Here is a 16,805-nt window from a genome sequence, read left to right as displayed (position 1 = left end):
TTCTTCTAGCGGCCGAGGCGGAGCCCCACCTTCCCCGTGGGGCACCTGGGTGCCCCTGCGGGTGGTCGGAAGCTCCGCCTCGGCAGCTGTGAGCGTGTCAGGCTTCGGGGAGGTGAACCCCTACCCGAGCCGCCCGAATGACACGTTCGCCGATTTTGTAGCCGGGCTGCATGACCATGAACACCGTGGGCTCTTCAACATCAGCCGAAGGCTGCTGCATAAGAGCGTCGTGGATGTTCGGGTCAAAGACTTCGCCGACTTCGCCGTACTGCACGACGTCAAGCTTGCCGAGAGCTTCCAGGAGCCTGTCGACGTGCTTTTCGTACGGACCGGTGACGTCGCCGGCTTCGCGGGCCAGCTTCACTTCGTCAAGCACCGGCATGAGGGCTTCGACCGCGCCCTGCAGGCCTGCTGCGCGAGCGACTTCCTGGTCGCGTTCCGAACGGCGGCGGTAGGCCGCGTATTCGGCGTTGAGCCGCTGCAGGTCGTCAAGGTAGCGCTTGGCTTCGTCCGATTCCGGCTGCGGTTCGGCGTCTTCAATGCCCGAAGTGTCGTCGGGAATCTCGACACCGAGGTTCGAGGCGTCCGCTTCAGCCTGCTGCTCTGCACCCTGCTGGCCTTCCGGCTGCTGTTCGGACTCCGGGCCGTCGGCCCCGTCCCCGGCCTGACCCGCGGGGCGGGCCTGACCGGTTTCGGGATCAATCCGACGGTTGTCCTTGAACGAGAAGCCCTGGTCGCCGGCGTCGCGGCCGTCTGGGTTCTCGGTGGTCATTACTTCTCCTCGTCTTCGTCGACGACTTCGGCGTCAACGACATCGTCGTCAGCAGAACCTGCGTCAGCCTGTGCGCCTTCCGCGCCGGCTTCAGCCTGAGCTGCCGAGTAGATGGCCTCGCCCAGCTTGGTCTGCGACTGCTGGAGCTTGTCGTAGGCCTGCTTGACGGCGTCGTCATCGTCACCCTTGAGGGCTTCCTTCAGAGCGTCGACATCTGCCTGGACTTCGTTCTTGACGTCTTCGGGCAGCTTGTCGTCGTTGTCCTTGATGAGCTTGTCCGTCTGGTAGGCGACAGTCTCCGCGTTGTTGCGGGTGTCAGCAGCTTCGCGGCGCTTCTTGTCTTCTTCAGCGTGCTCTTCTGCTTCGCGCACCATGCGGTCGATGTCTTCCTGCGGAATAGCCGAACCGCCGGTGATCGTCATGGACTGCTCCTGGCCAGTGCCCTTGTCGGTGGCCGACACGTGCACAATGCCGTTGGCGTCGATGTCGAAGGACACTTCGATCTGCGGAACACCGCGCGGAGCGGGTGCAATGCCGGTCAGTTCGAAGGTGCCCAGCGGCTTGTTGTCGCGCGTGAATTCGCGCTCGCCCTGGAAGACCTGAATCGACACGGACGGCTGGTTGTCTTCGGCCGTCGTGAAGGTTTCGGACTTCTTGGTGGGGATCGGCGAGTTGCGCTCGATGAGCTTGGTCATCACGCCGCCCTTGGTTTCGAGACCCAGCGACAGCGGGGTGACGTCAATGAGCAGCACGTCCTTGCGGTCACCGCGCAGCACACCAGCCTGGACGGCAGCGCCGACTGCGACGACTTCGTCCGGGTTGACACCCTTGTTGGGCTCCTTGCCGTTGGTGAGCTTCTTGACGGTTTCGGTCACGGCGGGCATACGGGTGGAGCCGCCGACGAGGACCACGTGGTCGATGTCGGACAGGCTCACGCCAGCATCTGCGATGACCTGCTCGAAGGGCTTCTTGGTGCGGGCCAGGAGGTCCTCGGTGAGCTCTTCGAACTTGGCACGGCTGATGGACTCATCCAGGTGGATGGGGCCGGATTCGCTCATCGACAGGTACTGCAGCGAAATGTTGGTGCTGCTTGCGCTGGACAGTTCCTTCTTGGCCTGCTCGGCAGCTTCCTTGAGGCGCTGCATGGCGGTGGGGTCCTTGGTGAGGTCCACGCCGTAGCCGCTCTTGACCTGGCCGACCAGGTAGTCGACAAGACGCTGGTCCCAGTCGTCACCGCCGAGTTCGTTGTCACCCGAGGTGGCGCGCACCTGAATCGTCGAGAAGTCGTCGTCATCCTTGCCGACTTCCAGGAGCGAAACGTCGAAGGTTCCGCCGCCGAGGTCGAACACGAGGATGAGTTCGTCTTCCTTACCGCGCTCCAGACCGTAGGCCAGAGCTGCTGCGGTGGGTTCGTTGATAATGCGCAGGACGTTCATACCGGCAATCTGACCGGCGTCCTTGGTTGCCTGACGCTGAGCGTCGTTGAAGTATGCGGGGACGGTGATGACGGCGTCGGTCACGGTATCCTGCAGGTACTCTTCAGCGTCGTGCTTGAGCTTCTGCAGAATGCGAGCCGAGATTTCCGGTGCCGAAAGGTCCTTGTCGCCGAGCTTGGTGGTCCAGTCGGAGCCCATGTGGCGCTTCACCGAGGAAACGGTGTTCTCAACGTTGGTGACAGCCTGACGCTTGGCGATTTCACCCACAAGGGAATCGCCGTTCTTGTTCACTGCGACAACCGACGGAGTGGTGCGGCCGCCCTCAGCGTTTGCGATGACCTTCGGTTCGCCGCCTTCGAGAACCGCGACGACCGAGTTGGTGGTTCCAAGGTCAATACCTACTGCACGAGCCATGTTCGTGTCTCCTTTCAAAAGAGCCTTCGCACTCTGAGTGCATCTGACTCAAGTCTGCTACTGGATGCTTGGGTCGTCAACCTCATTGAGCCTGAGACCTTCATCAAACTTGCGTTCACTAGGCTCAACCCTAAAGGGCCTGACCTTATTCCCCGGCGGAAGAAAAAACGGGAAGAAGTTTTGTGACAGCCGAAGTTGATCTTGAGAAAAATTTTCAGGACCGATAAATCCCCTGGTCAGGAGGCCAGTCCGCGCCTCTAAAACAACTCGATTCCGAAATCTTGGACGAAAGGCACTGTTGTGACCACCGAGTCAACCGGCCAGTAAGTTACTTTTGAGTTGTCAACTCGGTGACGCACGTCACCAAACAAGAATGACAACCACGAGAGGACCACCCGATGAAGCTGACACAGTCACTCCTGCGCTCCGCCGCCGGCGGTCTGACAGCACTCGCAGCGACCGCGGCCATGGTTGCAGCCGCCTCCCCCGCCTCCGCGGCAACAAACACCCACGAGTACCCGGAAACCCCGGCCCTCAACCCGAACCTGCCGATCGTCAAGACGACCCACAAGTCCGACCACATCAAGGCAAACGTCCTCAACCCTCACCCCGTGTGCAACGCGCTGGAAGACAAGCGCACCACCGTCTACAAAGTCACCGACAAGTTCCTGCCCGTCGGCACCATCTCCACCACCAACAACACCGACAAGGCGATCCCGCTGACCCAGAACACCTCGAAGTCACAGTCGATTTCACTTGAGGTCAACGGCAGCCAGACCGAATCCGTGTCTGTCAACGGCGGCGGCTCCGCATCCAAGAAAGACACCACCGGCAACTTCGGCATCGCCTGGGAACTGGCCAAGACCATCGGCGGTTCGGCCTCGTACTCCCTGAGCTGGGACGTCGGCCAGACCATCGGCCCCTACGATGTCCCCGCCGGCAAAACCGGCGACGCCACCTACGGATTCCGCGCCATCAACATGATCGGCACGCAGCAGCACTGCAAGTCCGACGGCACCTGGTCGAACCCGACCGCATGGCGCGCATTCTCACCGATCAAGAACGAAGTCCGCGTCAAGATCTACGGAAACGCCTCCGAATCGGACCAGACCGGCAAGCCCACAGTTGAAGAAAAGCCGAACCCGAAGCCCACCGAGAACACCATCGAACCCGATGACGCACCCGTCAAGGGCTCAGGCGGCAGCAAGCCGGCGGGCAAGCAGAAGCTCGACCTCGAACCGCAGATCACCGTGACCGACGGCAAGGTTCCCGGCTACGCGGGCATCGCCGCACTGCGCGTGAAGAACGTCGGCACCGACCGCTACTTCAGCGAAGACCCGGCAGTGTCCTACCGCGTTGACGTGAAGACCGAAGACGGGCCCGAAGGCGTTGACCGTCTGATCACCCCGGGCTGGTTCAACGGCGCCTACACGCAGGATCTCGGCTTCAACAAGAAGACCTCGACCCGCTCCTTCCTCGTCACCCTGTCCAACCCGGTGAAGAAGGGCGAAAACCAGCTGATCGCCAACTTCAAGTTCGGTGACGGCAAGACCACCGAAGGCCGTCTGAAGAACTCGATTTCGGTCACCCAGGTTGAACGCGCCGAAGGGGATAAGTCGACCTACAACGACCAGAACGTGTCCTCGAAGGACATCACGGTCAACGACCTCGGCAAGCCCGCCAAGCACAAGGGCATCTTCTGATCGACCAACATAGGCAATCGGGCCGGTGGGACACTCCCACCGGCCCGATTCGCATCTGTCCCGGTCACACCCGGCACAAACACGACCCCGGCGACTATCGTGGTGGGCACAACGACTGTCAGACCGCCACCGACAAACACCGGAGCCCATGACTTCCACATCAGCCGAATCCAACCAGCCGACCGTCACCGCCCCCTGCGGTACCGTCCGCGGGCTCAGCGACGGCGAAGTCGAGTGCTACCTGGGCATCCCGTACGCCCAGCCGATGACAGGAGCGGCAGCCTTCCAGGCACCTCGGCCCCTGGAGAGCCTGGCCGGCGGAGAATTCGCGGCAACCTCCTTCGGTCCGCCCTGCCCGCAGTTCATGCCCGCCGGCGACATCCCGATGGAGGAGCACCGCGACGGCGATGACTGGCTGAGCCTCAACGTGTGGACGCCCGCCCAGCGCACACAGGGTCAAGCACTGCCGGTCATGGTGTGGATTCACGGCGGGGCCTATGTCCTGGGCGGTTCAGCCGAACCGCAGTACAACGGCACCGTCTTCGCCCGCGAGCGCTGCGTCTTCGTGTCCATCAACTACCGGCTGGGACTTGAGGGCTTCCTCCACCTGGAAGGCGCTCCGGCCAACCGCGGCCTGCTCGACCAGATTGCGGCTCTCACCTGGGTGCGGAACAACATCGCCGCTTTCGGCGGCGACCCGCAGCGAGTGACGGTGTTCGGTGAATCCGCTGGTGCCGGCGCCATTCACTGCCTGCTGACAATGCCCGATGCGCAGGGCCTGTTCCAGCGCGCCATCCTGCAGTCGCCACCGTCCATGGTCCTCGAAGCCGACCTCGCAGCCCAAATCACCGACACGGCTGTCCGCGCAGCCGGCCAAATGCACCCCGAAACGCAGGCAACGCCGGAGTTCTTCGGTTCACTCAGCCTGACCGAGCGCCGCGCCGTGCTGGAAGAGCTCAACTCGACCGCCAAGCGCAGCATGGGCTCGTGGGGTGCGGCCTCAGCCTTCGAACCGCCCCTGACCCCGGTGGTCGACGGCACTGTGCTGCCGCGCGGGCCGTGGAAGGCGCTGCGCAGCACACCGCCGGACATTCCGGTGATCATCGGCAGCAACGCCGAAGAGTTCAACCTGTTCATGGCGCTTGCGCGCAGCCAGCCGAACGACGCCGTCGCACAGCGCATTCTGGGAACCATCGGCCCGCGCACCCAGCCGGAGTCAGCGCAGTACGCCCATCTGATCACTGCACCGGAAGGCACAGCGCGCCCACCGGTCATCTACGAACGCGTCAACACCGATTTCATGTTCACGGTGCCGGCCCTCGACATCGCCCAGGCGATTCCGGGTGCGTGGACCTATCTGCTGGAGGCCGACCCTCGCGGCGGAATCCAGGCCGCCCACTCGGTCGACCTGCCGCTGCTGTTTGAGAACTACACCGACGGGATGGGTGCACTGACCTTCCCGCAGGGCCCCACGGAGCGCGAACGCCGCACAGGCCGCCGCATGCGGGACGCCTGGCTGCGCTTTGCCCGCACCGGCCGGGCTGACTGGCCGGAGTTCAGCCACGACGGCGCCACCCGGATTTTCGACGCCCACACCGACGAGGAGCGGGTCCTCCCGCACCCGCTGCTTGAGCGCTGGAAGTGTTTTGTTCGCCAGCCCGCGGCACCCCACGGACTGCTCTGACTGGCTGATCTGACGAGGCGCCGCCGGGCTTCCGCCGGCTGCTCGGCTGACGCTTGTGGCAGGTTGGGTCGGCTGGCGCTTCAGATGCGGATGATGATTTTGCCGGCAGCGTGACCGGCCTCAACGTCCGCCACGGCCTGCGCCGCATCCGCAAAGCGGTAGCGGGCTGAAACCCACGTGGGCGCGGCCGATGCGGCCAACAGCTGGGCAATGCGGGCGTAGACCTCGCGCGTCCGGTGCCGAACAATGCCCGATCCGCCGAGTTCTTTCGCCAAAGCAGGGTCTGCCGCCGACAGGATCCGCACTCGCTGACCAACATCACCGGCTCCTTCACCAGCAGAACCAGCAGGCACCTCGTCCGACAGGAGCTCGGCTCCCTCACGGAGCACATCGCCGCCCACCAGATCAAGAATTGCCACCGGAGTGCCCAGCCGGCGTACCCGGTCGGTCCACCCCGGACCGGATTCGACGTGTTCAGCGCCCATGCGCGTAATGACATCGTGTTTCCCAGCCGAACCCACTCCCCACACCGTCAGCCCCGCGGCTTTGGCAAGCGACAGAGCAGACGATCCGACGCCTCCTCCAGCGCCGATCACCAGCAGCGGCTGGCCCGGCCGCAAGCCCAGCTGATTGAGCGCATCGTGCGCGGTCCCGAACGCCGCGGGAATGCTGGCGGCTGTTCCCGCGCTCAGCTCTTCAGGCAGCGGGGTCGCCGAGGTGCCGGTCAGCACTGTCTGTTCGGCAAAAGTTCCGATGCCGGGAGCCGCCGAACCGAAAACCCGTTGGCCGACTTCCAAGTCAGTCGGAGCGTCCGGACCGAGTTCGCGGATCGTGCCGACAGCCTCCCGGCCCATGGCCATGGGGAAGCGCACCGGAAAAGACTCTTGCCGCTGGCCGGAGCGAACCTTGATATCGCCGGGATTGACGGTGGTCGCTTCGACGTCGATGAGCACGCCGTCACCCCCTGGTCGCGGGGCGGGAACACCGAGGAAACCGGCCACCTCGGGGCCGCCGTATTCAGTGAAGCCGAAGATTCGCATAAGAGCTCCTGTCGCGCGTCGTTGCCGGCAGCGGTCTTTCTTTAGACTACTGGAATGGCACACGAAGAAAGAGCGGACGACAAGCACGGCGACCTTCCCGATGATGGCGTTCCACGCGACGGCCGCGACAGTGCTCCTGAGGGCGGTTCTGACGACAGCGCTGGCAGCAGCGCCGAAGCCGAAAAGCCGATCCCGTGGCCGTGGGGCGACCGCAAACCCTCAAAAGCAGACAAAGTGCTGCTGGGCTTCATCATCGGCCTGCCGCTGTTCTTTCTTGTGATCTTCCCCCTTCGGCCTTTTCTCATTGCCAAAATGCCGGTGCTGCTGTCTGTCATCACGGGAGCAAAAACCGTTATTGCCGGAGCCGGCGCATTCGCCAAGGTCGAGGGCTACCCGCTGTGGTTTGCAATCCTTGCCGGCTTCATCGGCGCGGTGAAGTTCGACTGGCTGTGGTGGCTGGCCGGCCGCCACTGGGGAGAGAACGTGGTGCGCTTGGTGGCCAACACCCCGAAGGCCTATAGGAAAGCGGCCCGAATCCGCGATCTGCCGCAGTGGCTGCTGGTGGTGCTCGTGGTGTTCGGCCGGTTCCCGGGTGTGCCCGGATCCTTGGTGTGGCTGGTGGCCGGATGGTCCGGAATGCGATTCCGCACGTTCATCAGCGCCAACATCGCGTGCGCCCTGCTGGTGTCCACGGTCAGTGCCAGCCTGGGCTGGTTCATAGGTCAGCCTGCAGTTGATCTGCTCAAGCTCATCGACAAATACGCTCTGTGGATCACACTGGCGCTCATCGTGGGAACCGTCATCTGGACCTCTAAGAAGGAACGCGACCGGGCTGCCAAACGCAAGAACTCGGAATCTTAAGTTCTGGACCCGGCGAGTTCACCCGCCCTAAGTGAAGTCACCCGCGCTGGGCGAGCGCGAACGGCAGAACTGCCGCCGCTCCCGCCTGCTTCAGCAGGCGCGCCGCGATCGTCATGGTCCAGCGCGATGCGATTTCGAGATCCGTCAGCAGGACTGTGCGTCCAGCCACCGCAGCTTCCAACTGCGGGCCGACCCTGAGGGCGTCCCACAGGTTTTTGACACGGTAGGCACTGTTGACATCGGGGCTGCCCGGATCGCGCAGCAGTTCCAGCTGACCCAAGTACTCCATACGGCCCACAGCGGCGAGCCCCTGGGCCAGGGACTGCGCGGAGTTCGGGCGGTGTGCGCTGGGAATGCCGACAACGCAGTCGGGGCGCACTGCCCAGTCCCAATCGGCCAGAACAGAGACCGCGAGGTCGCCGATGGTCTTGGGTATCTGCTCATCGGGTGATGCCGGAGTCAGGAACTGTCGCAGCGTCTGCCCTGCCCCGAGGTCGGTGAGCCGAGCAATGACCCTGCCTGTGTCCGCCCTTTCGCCTTCGGGGATCTTGCCCTTGATGTCGATGCCGGCTTTCGGCATCCCGGTGGGCCACTGGGCACGCGGTGCAACAGGCAGACCGACGGAGGACAGCAGCGACTGAGCGCCCTCACGCAGGCCCGCGTCGATGTCCTCTGACCACCACGTGCCAGCACAGTTGTCGCACCGTCCGCACGGTTGGGCCGTTGTGTCGTCCAGTTGGCGGGCGAGGAACACCATGCGGCAGTCATCTGTGGCCAAGTACTGTTCCATGGCCTGCGCTTCGCGTTCGCGGGCAGCGGCAACACCGGCGTAGCGTTCGGCGTCGTATTCCCAGCCGGCACCCGTTGACACGTAGCCGCCCTGCACTCGATCAACAGCACCGTCTGCCTGCAGGGTTTTCAGCAGCAGTTCCAGTGCTGAGCGCTTGATGTCGACAAGCGGCTCCAAAGCGGGGACAGACATGGGCCCATCTGCTGAGGCAAGAACCTGCAGCGCGCGGTCGGCCGCCTGCGGATCCGGCATCGAGGCAGTTGCGAAGTAGTCCCAGATTGCGCGGTCTTCGGCACCGGGCAGGAGGAGGACATCCGCGTGCTCGACTGCGCGGCCGGCACGGCCGACCTGCTGGTAGTAGGCCACGGGCGAGGCGGGGGCGCCGAAGTGCACAACGAATCCCAGGTCGGGCTTGTCAAAGCCCATACCGAGCGCGCTTGTGGCCACGAGTGCTTTGAGTTCGCTTCTCTTCAGAGCGTCTTCCAGCCGCGTGCGGTCCTCGGCATCCGTGCTGCCGGTGTAGGCCTCGACATTCCATCCGGCCTGTTTCAGTGCCCGCGTGAGATCTTCGGCGGCTGAGACCGTGAGCGTGTAGATGATGCCGCTGCCCGGGAGATCTCCCACGTGCTGGCACAGCCACGCAATGCGGTCCTGGGCCGACCACACCCCGGCAGCGCCCAGGCGCAGGGAATCGCGCGTGAGCGGACCGCGGACAACCACAGTGTCGTCCCCCAGCTGAGCCGCGACATCGGCAACCACCCGTTCGTTAGCGGTGGCGGTTGTAGCCAAAACGGGCACGGAGTTCGGAAGCGAGCGCACCAGCGCGCCGATCCGCCGGTAATCCGGTCGGAAGTCGTGCCCCCAGTCTGAAATGCAGTGAGCCTCATCGACCACGATCATGCCGACCCGCTTGAGAACCTCGCCGAGAACGTGATCGCGGAAGCGCGGGTTCGTCAGCCGTTCGGGAGATATGAACAGAACATCAACGCGGTCCTGACGCAGCGCCTCGACCGCGTCGTCCCATTCGGTGACGTTCGACGAGTTGATGGTGACCGCGTTGACACCGGCCCGGTGGGCTGCCGCCACCTGGTCGCGCATAAGGGCCAGAAGCGGGGAGATGACGAGCGTCGGCCCTCCCCCGGCTTCGCGGATCAGCCGGGCGGACACGAAGTACACGGCGGACTTTCCCCACCCGGTGCGCTGGACGACAATAGCCCGCCGCCGATCGCGGACGAGGGTCTCGATTGCCTGCTGCTGTCCGTCGCGAAAAACCGCGTCGGGGCGCCCTGTCAGTTGGGCTAAGATCGACTGGGCGGAGGCATGCAGAGTGTTTTCGCGTGACATATTCGAAGTCTATGGGGGAGCACCGACACGGCGGCCTGATCAATCACCTTCAGCACCGCGCCGCGTGCCGCACGGCCTTCCCCAAACGCAGCGCAAGGAGGGGCAGTGTCCGTAGAACTCATAGAAGAAGCGCTGCGATCGCGGCCCCAGGGCGAAGCAGAACTGGCCGAACTCGCCCACGCTGCGCGCAACGTCAGCAACGACGACCTCCAGTACCTCATCGAATCAATGCCTGCCAAACAGGCCGCCGTGCTCTACCGGGTGCTGGACAAAGACACCGCGCTGAACATCTTTGAGGACCTCCCGCCGGCCTACCAGGCCGATCTGATCAGGGGGCTGCGCTCAACCGACGTCGCCGAACTCATCGAAGACCTCGACCCGGACGACCGCGCGCTCGTGTTCGACGAACTGCCGGCGGCGGTCGCCGACCGGCTCATGGCCGGGCTGAGTCCGTCCGAACGCCACATGACCGCCTCGGTTCTGGGCTATCCGCCCGAAGCGATCGGCCGCTACATGTCGCCGGAGGTCATCGGCATCAATCAGGACTTCACGGTGGGTGAGGCCATGGCCTATGTCCGCCGCAGGATTGACGACCCCGAAACCATCTACCTGCTGCCGGTTGTCGATTCCAGCCGCAAACTCACGGGAGTCATCGGTCTGCGCCGCCTGCTGAGCGAAGACGATTCGGTTGTCATCCGCGACATCGCCAACCAGCCGGTGAGCGCCAGCGCCATTGACGACCGTGAAGAAACTGCGCGCCGCTTCTTGAGCGACAAGCTCATTGCTATGCCGATTGTCGACCGCGAACAGCGTCTGGTGGGAATCCTGACGATTGACGACGTCATCGACATCGTCGAAGAAGAAGACGCGGAAGACACCGCCCGCTCCGGTGGTTCGGAGCCCCTGGCGCAGTCCTACCTGTCAGCGTCGATCTTCAGCATCTTCCGGTCCCGCGTTGTGTGGCTGACGATGCTCGCGGTCTCGGCTGTTCTGACGGTGCAGGTGCTCAACGTATTCGAAGACCGACTGGCACAGCTGACAGCGCTGGCCCTGTTCATTCCGCTGCTGACCGGTACGGGCGGCAACACCGGCAACCAGGCGGCAACAACCGTCACGCGCGCCCTGGCAATGGGCGAAGTTCGTGTTCGCGACATGCCGAAGATCATCTGGCGTGAGGCTCGCGTGGGCTTCACCCTGGGACTCACCCTGGGTGTTCTGGGCTTCCTGGCGGCGTCACTGGCGTTCGATGTGGGGATCGGCACCGTCATCGGACTAACCCTCCTGTCCATCTGCACGATGGCCGCAACGATCGGCGGGGTCATGCCGCTGGTCGCGAAGAAGGTCGGCGCCGACCCTGCGGTGTTCTCCAACCCGTTCATTTCCACGTTCGCTGACGCGACGGGCCTCATCATCTACTTCTCGATCGCCACGGCAATTCTGCTCAGCTGAAGTGGTTGAACCGGCGAGCCCACAGCTCGTGCGCTATTGATACGCGCACAAGGGGTCCTGTATCCTACGGGTAGGAAACACCACGATATTAGAGGTGTTTACCTGAAGGAGCGGGTTAGCACTCGCCCGGATGCTCGGCGGCGCACAACGCCGCACTCCTTAAGTGGATCGACTCCGGGGAGTGCTAATCCGCTCCTTATTTAATTTTGGGACAATCGGGACAAGGGAACCACCCGGGTGAGATCACCTTGTAATTCGGCATTGCCATAAATCCGAGGGGAACGGCACAGTAGTTGCTGGCGCTAGTGCAGTTTTCCACGCCTCGTACACGCGGCCAGACCGTGCGGAGGTAGCGTCCCTCCACGTGCCCGTACCGCCCAGGGCGCAGAGCCTCATTCAAGCAGCCTGCAAAGAGATCGGCCACATCGGACTCGCGGTACTTCGTCGCAGCCACCCACTGAAGGGAGTCAAGCAACTCCATCGGGAGGCTTTGCTGAGCCGGCAAAGTCGTTTCAAGGTAGGGCCGGCTGACAGAATCGTGGTCAAAGCCTTTGACGTGTGAAAAGCGGATCGTCAAATCACCTTTCTTGACGCCAGAGTTCCGGGCCGCCCAGAGGATGTTCTTCAACATTTTTCCGGCAACATAGTTATAAAGCGCGCCACGTTCCGTGGTGTACGTACCCTCAGTCACGGCGGCCTTATCGGTGTAGACATAGATGGCCTGCACCTTGTCCAACATGCTGAGATGGTCGGCAACATAGAGGCGCCGGTCGTGATCTCGCACGTACTCCTTCCACGAAAACGGCTTGTCGTGGGGAACTCTGAATTCGTCCTTAAGGTCTGTGATCATTCGGCGAACATCGCCGGCTGCGCTGGCAGGAAAAAGAATGGCGGCCATTCCGAAGTGCGGGCTTGCTTTGGGGCTCACGCTCAAGTCACCAAGGTCACCAGTCTCGTCAACGTAGGCGAAGTATTTCTCAGACATCGCTGCCCTTCATTCCTTCTCGACAAGGGCTGCCGCCATGCTGTTGAGCAGGTCGACCGAACGGGTGAGCGCCGCGACGTCCTCAGCCGTGAGGTCGTCGACCGTCGAACCCATTTTCTGCACCGCCGAGGTGCGTTCAGACACGAGCCACTGACGGCCCTTGTCCGTGATCTCCAGAAGAGAAGCGCGCGCGTCATCTGGGTCTGGTCGGCGTGTAATGAAACCGTCCGAGGTCAGCCGTGCCGCGATCTTCGTGGCTGCCGGCTGCGAACATCCGTACAGCTGGCCCAGCAGCCCGACCGTGGTGCGCTCACTTTGGTCGATGACCGCCAGCGCACGCCAGGCCGACCAGCCTTCGTCACCGTGAGTGCCACGACGAACAGCGCGGGTGAAGCGCCCCGCTGCGGCAACGAGATCAGTGACAAGACGTTCGTTTTCCATACCTCATTTATATAACTTGGCTATGCACGCCGCAAAGGCCCACACCCAGCCGCCTCACACCCCGACCACCCCAGAACCAGCCGCCCCGGAGCACCCGGGCAGGCACCTCGTCAGCCCGGCACCTCCCCACCCCGTGTCGCACGTGTCACACCCAGGGGCTACTATGAGCCTCAGATGTTCCGGGGACGGTGAAATTCCGTACCGGCGGTGACAGTCCGCGACCCGGCTGCTCCACGGCACACGCCGTGCGAACACCCGGCTGACTCGGTGCAATTCCGAGACCGACAGTAAGAGTCTGGATGGGAGGAACACAGTCTGCTCGCGCAGGCGCTGTCGGCGTACCCGGCGTGCCTTCCGCGAACCCACAGCGCCACTGTGGACTCCCATCTCCCGGCTGTACCGGGAGGTTCACATGGAAGTCCAGGCGGCTTTTCTTCTGCCTGATGCCACCGGCCTGACCCACGAGCAGGCCATGCGGGCTGCCCTTGAGTACGCCGCACACGGCTCACGAGGCGCCACTCCCCTTGTCGGCGCTGTTCTCCTACCGCTGCACTCCGGTCCGATCGTGGGCTTTCACGCCGGTGCTGGCACAGCCCACGCTGAAGCTGCCGCACTCGACTTCGCTCAGGCCAACGGCGTTGACACTCGTGGCGCGACGATGGTCGTGACGCTGGAGCCGTGTTCGCACACCGGCCGCACCGGCCCGTGCACTCAGCGGATCATCGACGCTGGAATCACCCACGTCGTCATCGCCGCAGCCGATCCGAACCCGGCGGCCCGCGGCGGGGCGGATGTTCTGCGCGCGGCAGGCATTGCTGTGACGACCGGTGTGCTGGCAGCTGAAGCCGAGGCTCTCAATGCGCGCTGGCTTCAGGCGGTGCGGGCGGGCCGGCCGTTCATCACGTGCAAAATTGCCCAGAGCCTTGACGGATGTTCCGCTGCGGCCGATGGCACAAGCCAGTGGATCACGGGTGAAGAGGCCCGCTCCCACGCGCACGGGATTCGCGCGAAGGTCGATGCGATTGCCGTGGGCACCGGCACCGCGCTTGCCGACAATCCGCGTTTGAGCGCCCGCCTGGAGACTGCCGCGGTCACCTCCCAGCCGATCCCGGTGGTCATCGGCCGCCGCCCCCTGCCGCCGGAAAGCCACCTGGCGCAGAACCCGCAGACCATCGCGGCCGAAACAATCGACGAGGCGCTGACCAAGCTGAAAGCGGCCCGTGTCGAGCATCTGCTTGTTGAGGGCGGCCCCCGGCTGGTGAGCAGCTTTATTGGCCGCGGTCTGGCCGACGAACTCCTGGTGTATCAGGCGCCCGTGCTTTTGGGCGACGGCCTGCGCAGCACCACCGGGCTGAATGTCACCACTTTGCTTGACGCGCACGCCTTCACCCTCGATCCCGCCAGTGCGGCCCATCCCAACCCACAGATTCTCGGCGCAGACGTTCTGCTGCGCCTGGCCCCGGATGAGAAAGGACACCATGTTCACCGGAATCATTGAGCACGTCGGAACCGTCGTATCGCTTAAGCAGGCTGGCGACAGCGCCTATCTGACCCTGGAGGCCGGGCCTATCGTTGCCGACCTTCCGCCGGGAGGTTCGCTTGCGGTTAACGGGGTGTGCCTCACCTCGGCACCCTTGGCTGCCGAACAGGCAGAGGAAAAGGACGAGGTGCCGGCCGGCCACCAGCCCGAAGGCACCTTCCGTGCCCTGCTCATGGGCGAGACTCTGCGCCGCTCCTCCCTTGGCACACTGCAGCCGGGTGATCCGGTGAACCTCGAACGCTGTATGCCCGCGGGCGGCCGTTTTGACGGGCACATTGTGCAAGGCCACGTAGACGGCGTGGGGCGCGTGGCTTCCGTTGAGAACAACGGCCTGTGGCGCACAGTGCGCGTGAACATTCCCGCAGATCTTGCGCCCTACACCGTGGAGAAGGGCTCCATCAGCCTGTCCGGCACGAGCCTCACCCTGACCGCCGTCAGCCCCGCCGATGCTGATGAGCACTGGGTGGAAGTCGGACTGATCGAAGCAACCCTTGAACGCACAATCTTCGGCCAGGTCAAACCTGGTGATCCCATCAACATCGAGGTCGACATTCTGGCGAAATACGCCGAACGCCGCGCCGAATTCACAGCCCTCACAGCAGGAAAGGACCAGCCATGACCGCCAACCTGGCCTCTATTGAATACGCGATCCAGCAGATCGCGGCGGGCCGCCCGATTGTCGTCGTCGATGACGAAGACCGCGAAAACGAAGGCGACCTCATCATGGCGGCCGACGCCGTGACGCCCGAATGGATGGGATTCATCATCCGGTACTCATCGGGTGTTGTCTGCGCCCCCATTCCCGCCCAAACCGCAAAGCGGCTGGCGCTGCCGCCCATGACGGCGCACAACGAAGACCCCAAGGACACCGCCTACACCGTGAGCGTCGACGCGAAGGAAGGCACAACGACCGGCATCAGCGCGGCCGATCGCAGCACCGCCGCGCGCCTCCTGGCAGAGCCTGGGACTCGCGCGAAAGACCTCACCCGGCCCGGCCACCTGTTCCCGCTTATCGCGCAGGATGACGGGGTGCTCGCCCGCGACGGCCACACGGAAGCCGGCCTCGACTTCGCCCGCCTGGCAGGCCGCAGCCCCGCGGCTGTCATCGCCGAAATCGTGCACGACGACGGTTCCATGATGCGCTTTGCGGCACTGGCCGAATTCGCTCGCGAACACAGCCTGGCCATGGTCACGATCGCCGACCTCATCGCCTACCGCAAAGCCAACCCAAACGCCCCCATGACGCCGATTCCGGAAGCCGCGGAGGAAGACGGAGCCGAGCGGCGCCTCGTACGCGGAGAGACGGTTCCCCTGCCGACTGACTTCGGGACGCTCACGGCAACCGCCTACACCTTCGACGGAACCGACCACCTGGTGCTCAGCGGCCCACCGACCGCGGATGCAGCACCTCTTGTGCGCGTGCACTCCGAGTGCCTGACGGGCGATGTCTTCGGTTCGCACCGCTGCGACTGCGGCGAACAGCTGGCCAAAGCGCTGCGCACAATTGCGACAGTCGGCGGGCACGTCATCTACGTGCGCGGACACGAAGGCCGCGGCATTGGGCTGGCCGCCAAAATCGCCGCGTATTCCCTGCAGGACACCGGTCTGGACACGGTGGACGCTAACACCCGACTGGGCTTTGCCGCTGATGCCCGCGAATACGACGCCGTCGCGGCAATCCTTGCCGATATGGGGCTGCACTCGGTGCGGCTCATGACGAACAACCCCACAAAAATCACCGCGCTGCAGCAGAAGGGCATCGACATCAGCCGCGTGGATGCCGAAGTTGCCCCGCGGCCGGAAAACATCGCCTACCTGGCAGCCAAACGCGACAGGATGTCGCACCTTCTGGAAAGGACACTCTGATGGCAGGACACGGAGCACCCGAAATCTCACCCCGCACGGCAGTTGAGGCGGGCCCGCTGAGCATGGCAATCATCGCCTCACGCTGGCACGACCGGGTGATGGGCGGGCTTGTGGCCGGTGCCCAGCGCGCCGCAGCGGAAGCCGGCATCGACGCACCCGTCCACTGGGTGCCGGGCTCGTTTGAACTGCCGATCGCAGCCCAGGCTGCCGCCGAAAAGTACGACTGCGTTGTTGCCCTCGGTGTTGTCATTCGCGGCGGCACCCCGCACTTCGACTACGTGTGTGCTGCCGCCACCGACGGCTTGGCGCGCGTGGCGCTCGATTCCGGCAAACCCGTGGGCTTCGGCCTGCTGACATGCGACACGGAAGAGCAGGCCCTCGGCCGGGCCGGCCTGGAAGGTTCGAACGAAGACAAGGGATACGAGGCCGCAACCGCAGCGCTGGCCACGGCCGACGCGCTGCGCGGGCTGCGCTGAACTT

General features: G+C 64.0%; 14 protein-coding genes and 1 riboswitch. Of the genes, 8 read left to right on the top strand and 6 right to left on the bottom strand.

Going from position 1 to position 16,805, the window contains the following annotated elements; all coding sequences use genetic code 11:
• Window positions 1–97: 97 nt before the first annotated feature.
• Window positions 98–772, bottom strand: coding sequence for a nucleotide exchange factor GrpE (locus HMPREF3087_RS08850; protein ID WP_070428843.1), 675 nt, complete (start codon window positions 770–772; stop codon window positions 98–100).
• Window positions 772–2,622, bottom strand: coding sequence for a molecular chaperone DnaK (dnaK, locus tag HMPREF3087_RS08845; RefSeq protein ID WP_070428842.1), 1,851 nt, complete (start codon window positions 2,620–2,622; stop codon window positions 772–774). Before dnaK ends, HMPREF3087_RS08850 begins: the two co-directional genes overlap by 1 nt.
• A 398-nt stretch (window positions 2,623–3,020) precedes the next feature.
• Between dnaK and HMPREF3087_RS08840 the strand changes: the two genes are divergently transcribed.
• Both HMPREF3087_RS08840 and HMPREF3087_RS08835 read left to right on the top strand, forming a co-directional pair.
• On the top strand, window positions 3,021–4,325 hold the full coding sequence (locus HMPREF3087_RS08840) for a hypothetical protein (protein ID WP_083272119.1): 1,305 nt from the start codon (window positions 3,021–3,023) through the stop codon (window positions 4,323–4,325).
• Between the two features lie 148 nt (window positions 4,326–4,473).
• Window positions 4,474–6,009, top strand: a complete 1,536-nt coding sequence (locus tag HMPREF3087_RS08835) for a carboxylesterase/lipase family protein (protein WP_070428841.1) — start codon at window positions 4,474–4,476, stop codon at window positions 6,007–6,009.
• 80 nt (window positions 6,010–6,089) lie between these two features.
• Here HMPREF3087_RS08835 and HMPREF3087_RS08830 read toward each other — a convergent pair whose 3' ends face one another.
• Window positions 6,090–7,049, bottom strand: a complete 960-nt coding sequence (locus HMPREF3087_RS08830) for an alcohol dehydrogenase catalytic domain-containing protein (protein WP_070428840.1) — start codon at window positions 7,047–7,049, stop codon at window positions 6,090–6,092.
• Window positions 7,050–7,103: 54 nt separating this feature from the next.
• Here HMPREF3087_RS08830 and HMPREF3087_RS08825 point away from each other — a divergent pair, with 54 nt between their 5' ends.
• On the top strand, window positions 7,104–7,910 hold the full coding sequence (locus HMPREF3087_RS08825) for a DedA family protein (protein WP_070428839.1): 807 nt from the start codon (window positions 7,104–7,106) through the stop codon (window positions 7,908–7,910).
• Window positions 7,911–7,947: 37 nt separating this feature from the next.
• Here the strand turns inward: HMPREF3087_RS08825 and HMPREF3087_RS08820 are convergent, their stop codons facing one another.
• Window positions 7,948–10,044 (bottom strand): RecQ family ATP-dependent DNA helicase, encoded by a 2,097-nt coding sequence (locus tag HMPREF3087_RS08820; RefSeq protein ID WP_070428838.1) that lies wholly within the window; start codon window positions 10,042–10,044, stop codon window positions 7,948–7,950.
• A 105-nt stretch (window positions 10,045–10,149) separates the two neighbouring features.
• On the opposite strand from HMPREF3087_RS08820, the gene mgtE reads away from it, so the two are divergent.
• Window positions 10,150–11,493, top strand: a complete 1,344-nt coding sequence (mgtE, locus tag HMPREF3087_RS08815) for a magnesium transporter (protein ID WP_062023194.1) — start codon at window positions 10,150–10,152, stop codon at window positions 11,491–11,493.
• A 196-nt stretch (window positions 11,494–11,689) separates the two neighbouring features.
• On the opposite strand, the gene HMPREF3087_RS08810 is transcribed toward mgtE, so the two are convergent.
• Both HMPREF3087_RS08810 and HMPREF3087_RS08805 read right to left on the bottom strand, forming a co-directional pair.
• Window positions 11,690–12,478: a DUF3800 domain-containing protein gene (locus HMPREF3087_RS08810; RefSeq protein WP_070428837.1), complete on the bottom strand. Its 789-nt coding sequence runs from the start codon at window positions 12,476–12,478 to the stop codon at window positions 11,690–11,692.
• 9 nt (window positions 12,479–12,487) lie between these two features.
• Window positions 12,488–12,919, bottom strand: coding sequence for a MarR family winged helix-turn-helix transcriptional regulator (locus HMPREF3087_RS08805; RefSeq protein WP_070428836.1), 432 nt, complete (start codon window positions 12,917–12,919; stop codon window positions 12,488–12,490).
• 171 nt (window positions 12,920–13,090) lie between these two features.
• A riboswitch (FMN riboswitch) is annotated at window positions 13,091–13,234 on the top strand.
• Window positions 13,235–13,331: 97 nt separating this feature from the next.
• On the opposite strand from HMPREF3087_RS08805, the gene ribD reads away from it, so the two are divergent.
• Genes ribD through ribH form a run of 4 tightly spaced genes read left to right on the top strand, consistent with a single transcriptional unit; the run spans window position 13,332 to window position 16,801 of the window.
• Window positions 13,332–14,417, top strand: coding sequence for a bifunctional diaminohydroxyphosphoribosylaminopyrimidine deaminase/5-amino-6-(5-phosphoribosylamino)uracil reductase RibD (gene ribD, locus HMPREF3087_RS08800; protein WP_070428835.1), 1,086 nt, complete (start codon window positions 13,332–13,334; stop codon window positions 14,415–14,417).
• Window positions 14,398–15,078: a riboflavin synthase gene (locus HMPREF3087_RS08795; protein WP_070428834.1), complete on the top strand. Its 681-nt coding sequence runs from the start codon at window positions 14,398–14,400 to the stop codon at window positions 15,076–15,078. Before ribD ends, HMPREF3087_RS08795 begins: the two co-directional genes overlap by 20 nt.
• Window positions 15,075–16,325: a bifunctional 3,4-dihydroxy-2-butanone-4-phosphate synthase/GTP cyclohydrolase II gene (locus tag HMPREF3087_RS08790; RefSeq protein WP_070428833.1), complete on the top strand. Its 1,251-nt coding sequence runs from the start codon at window positions 15,075–15,077 to the stop codon at window positions 16,323–16,325. The genes HMPREF3087_RS08795 and HMPREF3087_RS08790 overlap by 4 nt, the downstream gene beginning before the upstream one ends.
• Entirely contained in the window at window positions 16,325–16,801 is a 477-nt protein-coding gene (gene ribH / locus HMPREF3087_RS08785; protein ID WP_070428832.1) for a 6,7-dimethyl-8-ribityllumazine synthase, read from the top strand. The genes HMPREF3087_RS08790 and ribH overlap by 1 nt, the downstream gene beginning before the upstream one ends.
• The last annotated feature ends 4 nt before the right edge of the window (window positions 16,802–16,805 follow it).

The sequence above is a fragment of the Brevibacterium sp. HMSC22B09 genome, assembly GCF_001806795.1.
Taxonomy (GTDB): Bacteria; Actinomycetota; Actinomycetes; order Actinomycetales; family Brevibacteriaceae; genus Brevibacterium; species Brevibacterium ravenspurgense.
This window is presented reverse-complemented; position numbering and strand designations above follow the sequence as displayed.

Coding starts and splice junctions, on each gene's coding strand:
- HMPREF3087_RS08850 (WP_070428843.1), bottom strand. CDS start 772: ATGACCACCGAGAACCCAGACGGCCGCGACGCCGGCGACCAGGGCTTC.
- dnaK (WP_070428842.1), bottom strand. CDS start 2,622: ATGGCTCGTGCAGTAGGTATTGACCTTGGAACCACCAACTCGGTCGTC.
- HMPREF3087_RS08840 (WP_083272119.1), top strand. CDS start 3,021: ATGAAGCTGACACAGTCACTCCTGCGCTCCGCCGCCGGCGGTCTGACA.
- HMPREF3087_RS08835 (WP_070428841.1), top strand. CDS start 4,474: ATGACTTCCACATCAGCCGAATCCAACCAGCCGACCGTCACCGCCCCC.
- HMPREF3087_RS08830 (WP_070428840.1), bottom strand. CDS start 7,049: ATGCGAATCTTCGGCTTCACTGAATACGGCGGCCCCGAGGTGGCCGGT.
- HMPREF3087_RS08825 (WP_070428839.1), top strand. CDS start 7,104: ATGGCACACGAAGAAAGAGCGGACGACAAGCACGGCGACCTTCCCGAT.
- HMPREF3087_RS08820 (WP_070428838.1), bottom strand. CDS start 10,044: ATGTCACGCGAAAACACTCTGCATGCCTCCGCCCAGTCGATCTTAGCC.
- HMPREF3087_RS08810 (WP_070428837.1), bottom strand. CDS start 12,478: ATGTCTGAGAAATACTTCGCCTACGTTGACGAGACTGGTGACCTTGGT.
- HMPREF3087_RS08805 (WP_070428836.1), bottom strand. CDS start 12,919: ATGGAAAACGAACGTCTTGTCACTGATCTCGTTGCCGCAGCGGGGCGC.
- ribD (WP_070428835.1), top strand. CDS start 13,332: ATGGAAGTCCAGGCGGCTTTTCTTCTGCCTGATGCCACCGGCCTGACC.
- HMPREF3087_RS08795 (WP_070428834.1), top strand. CDS start 14,398: ATGTTCACCGGAATCATTGAGCACGTCGGAACCGTCGTATCGCTTAAG.
- HMPREF3087_RS08790 (WP_070428833.1), top strand. CDS start 15,075: ATGACCGCCAACCTGGCCTCTATTGAATACGCGATCCAGCAGATCGCG.
- ribH (WP_070428832.1), top strand. CDS start 16,325: ATGGCAGGACACGGAGCACCCGAAATCTCACCCCGCACGGCAGTTGAG.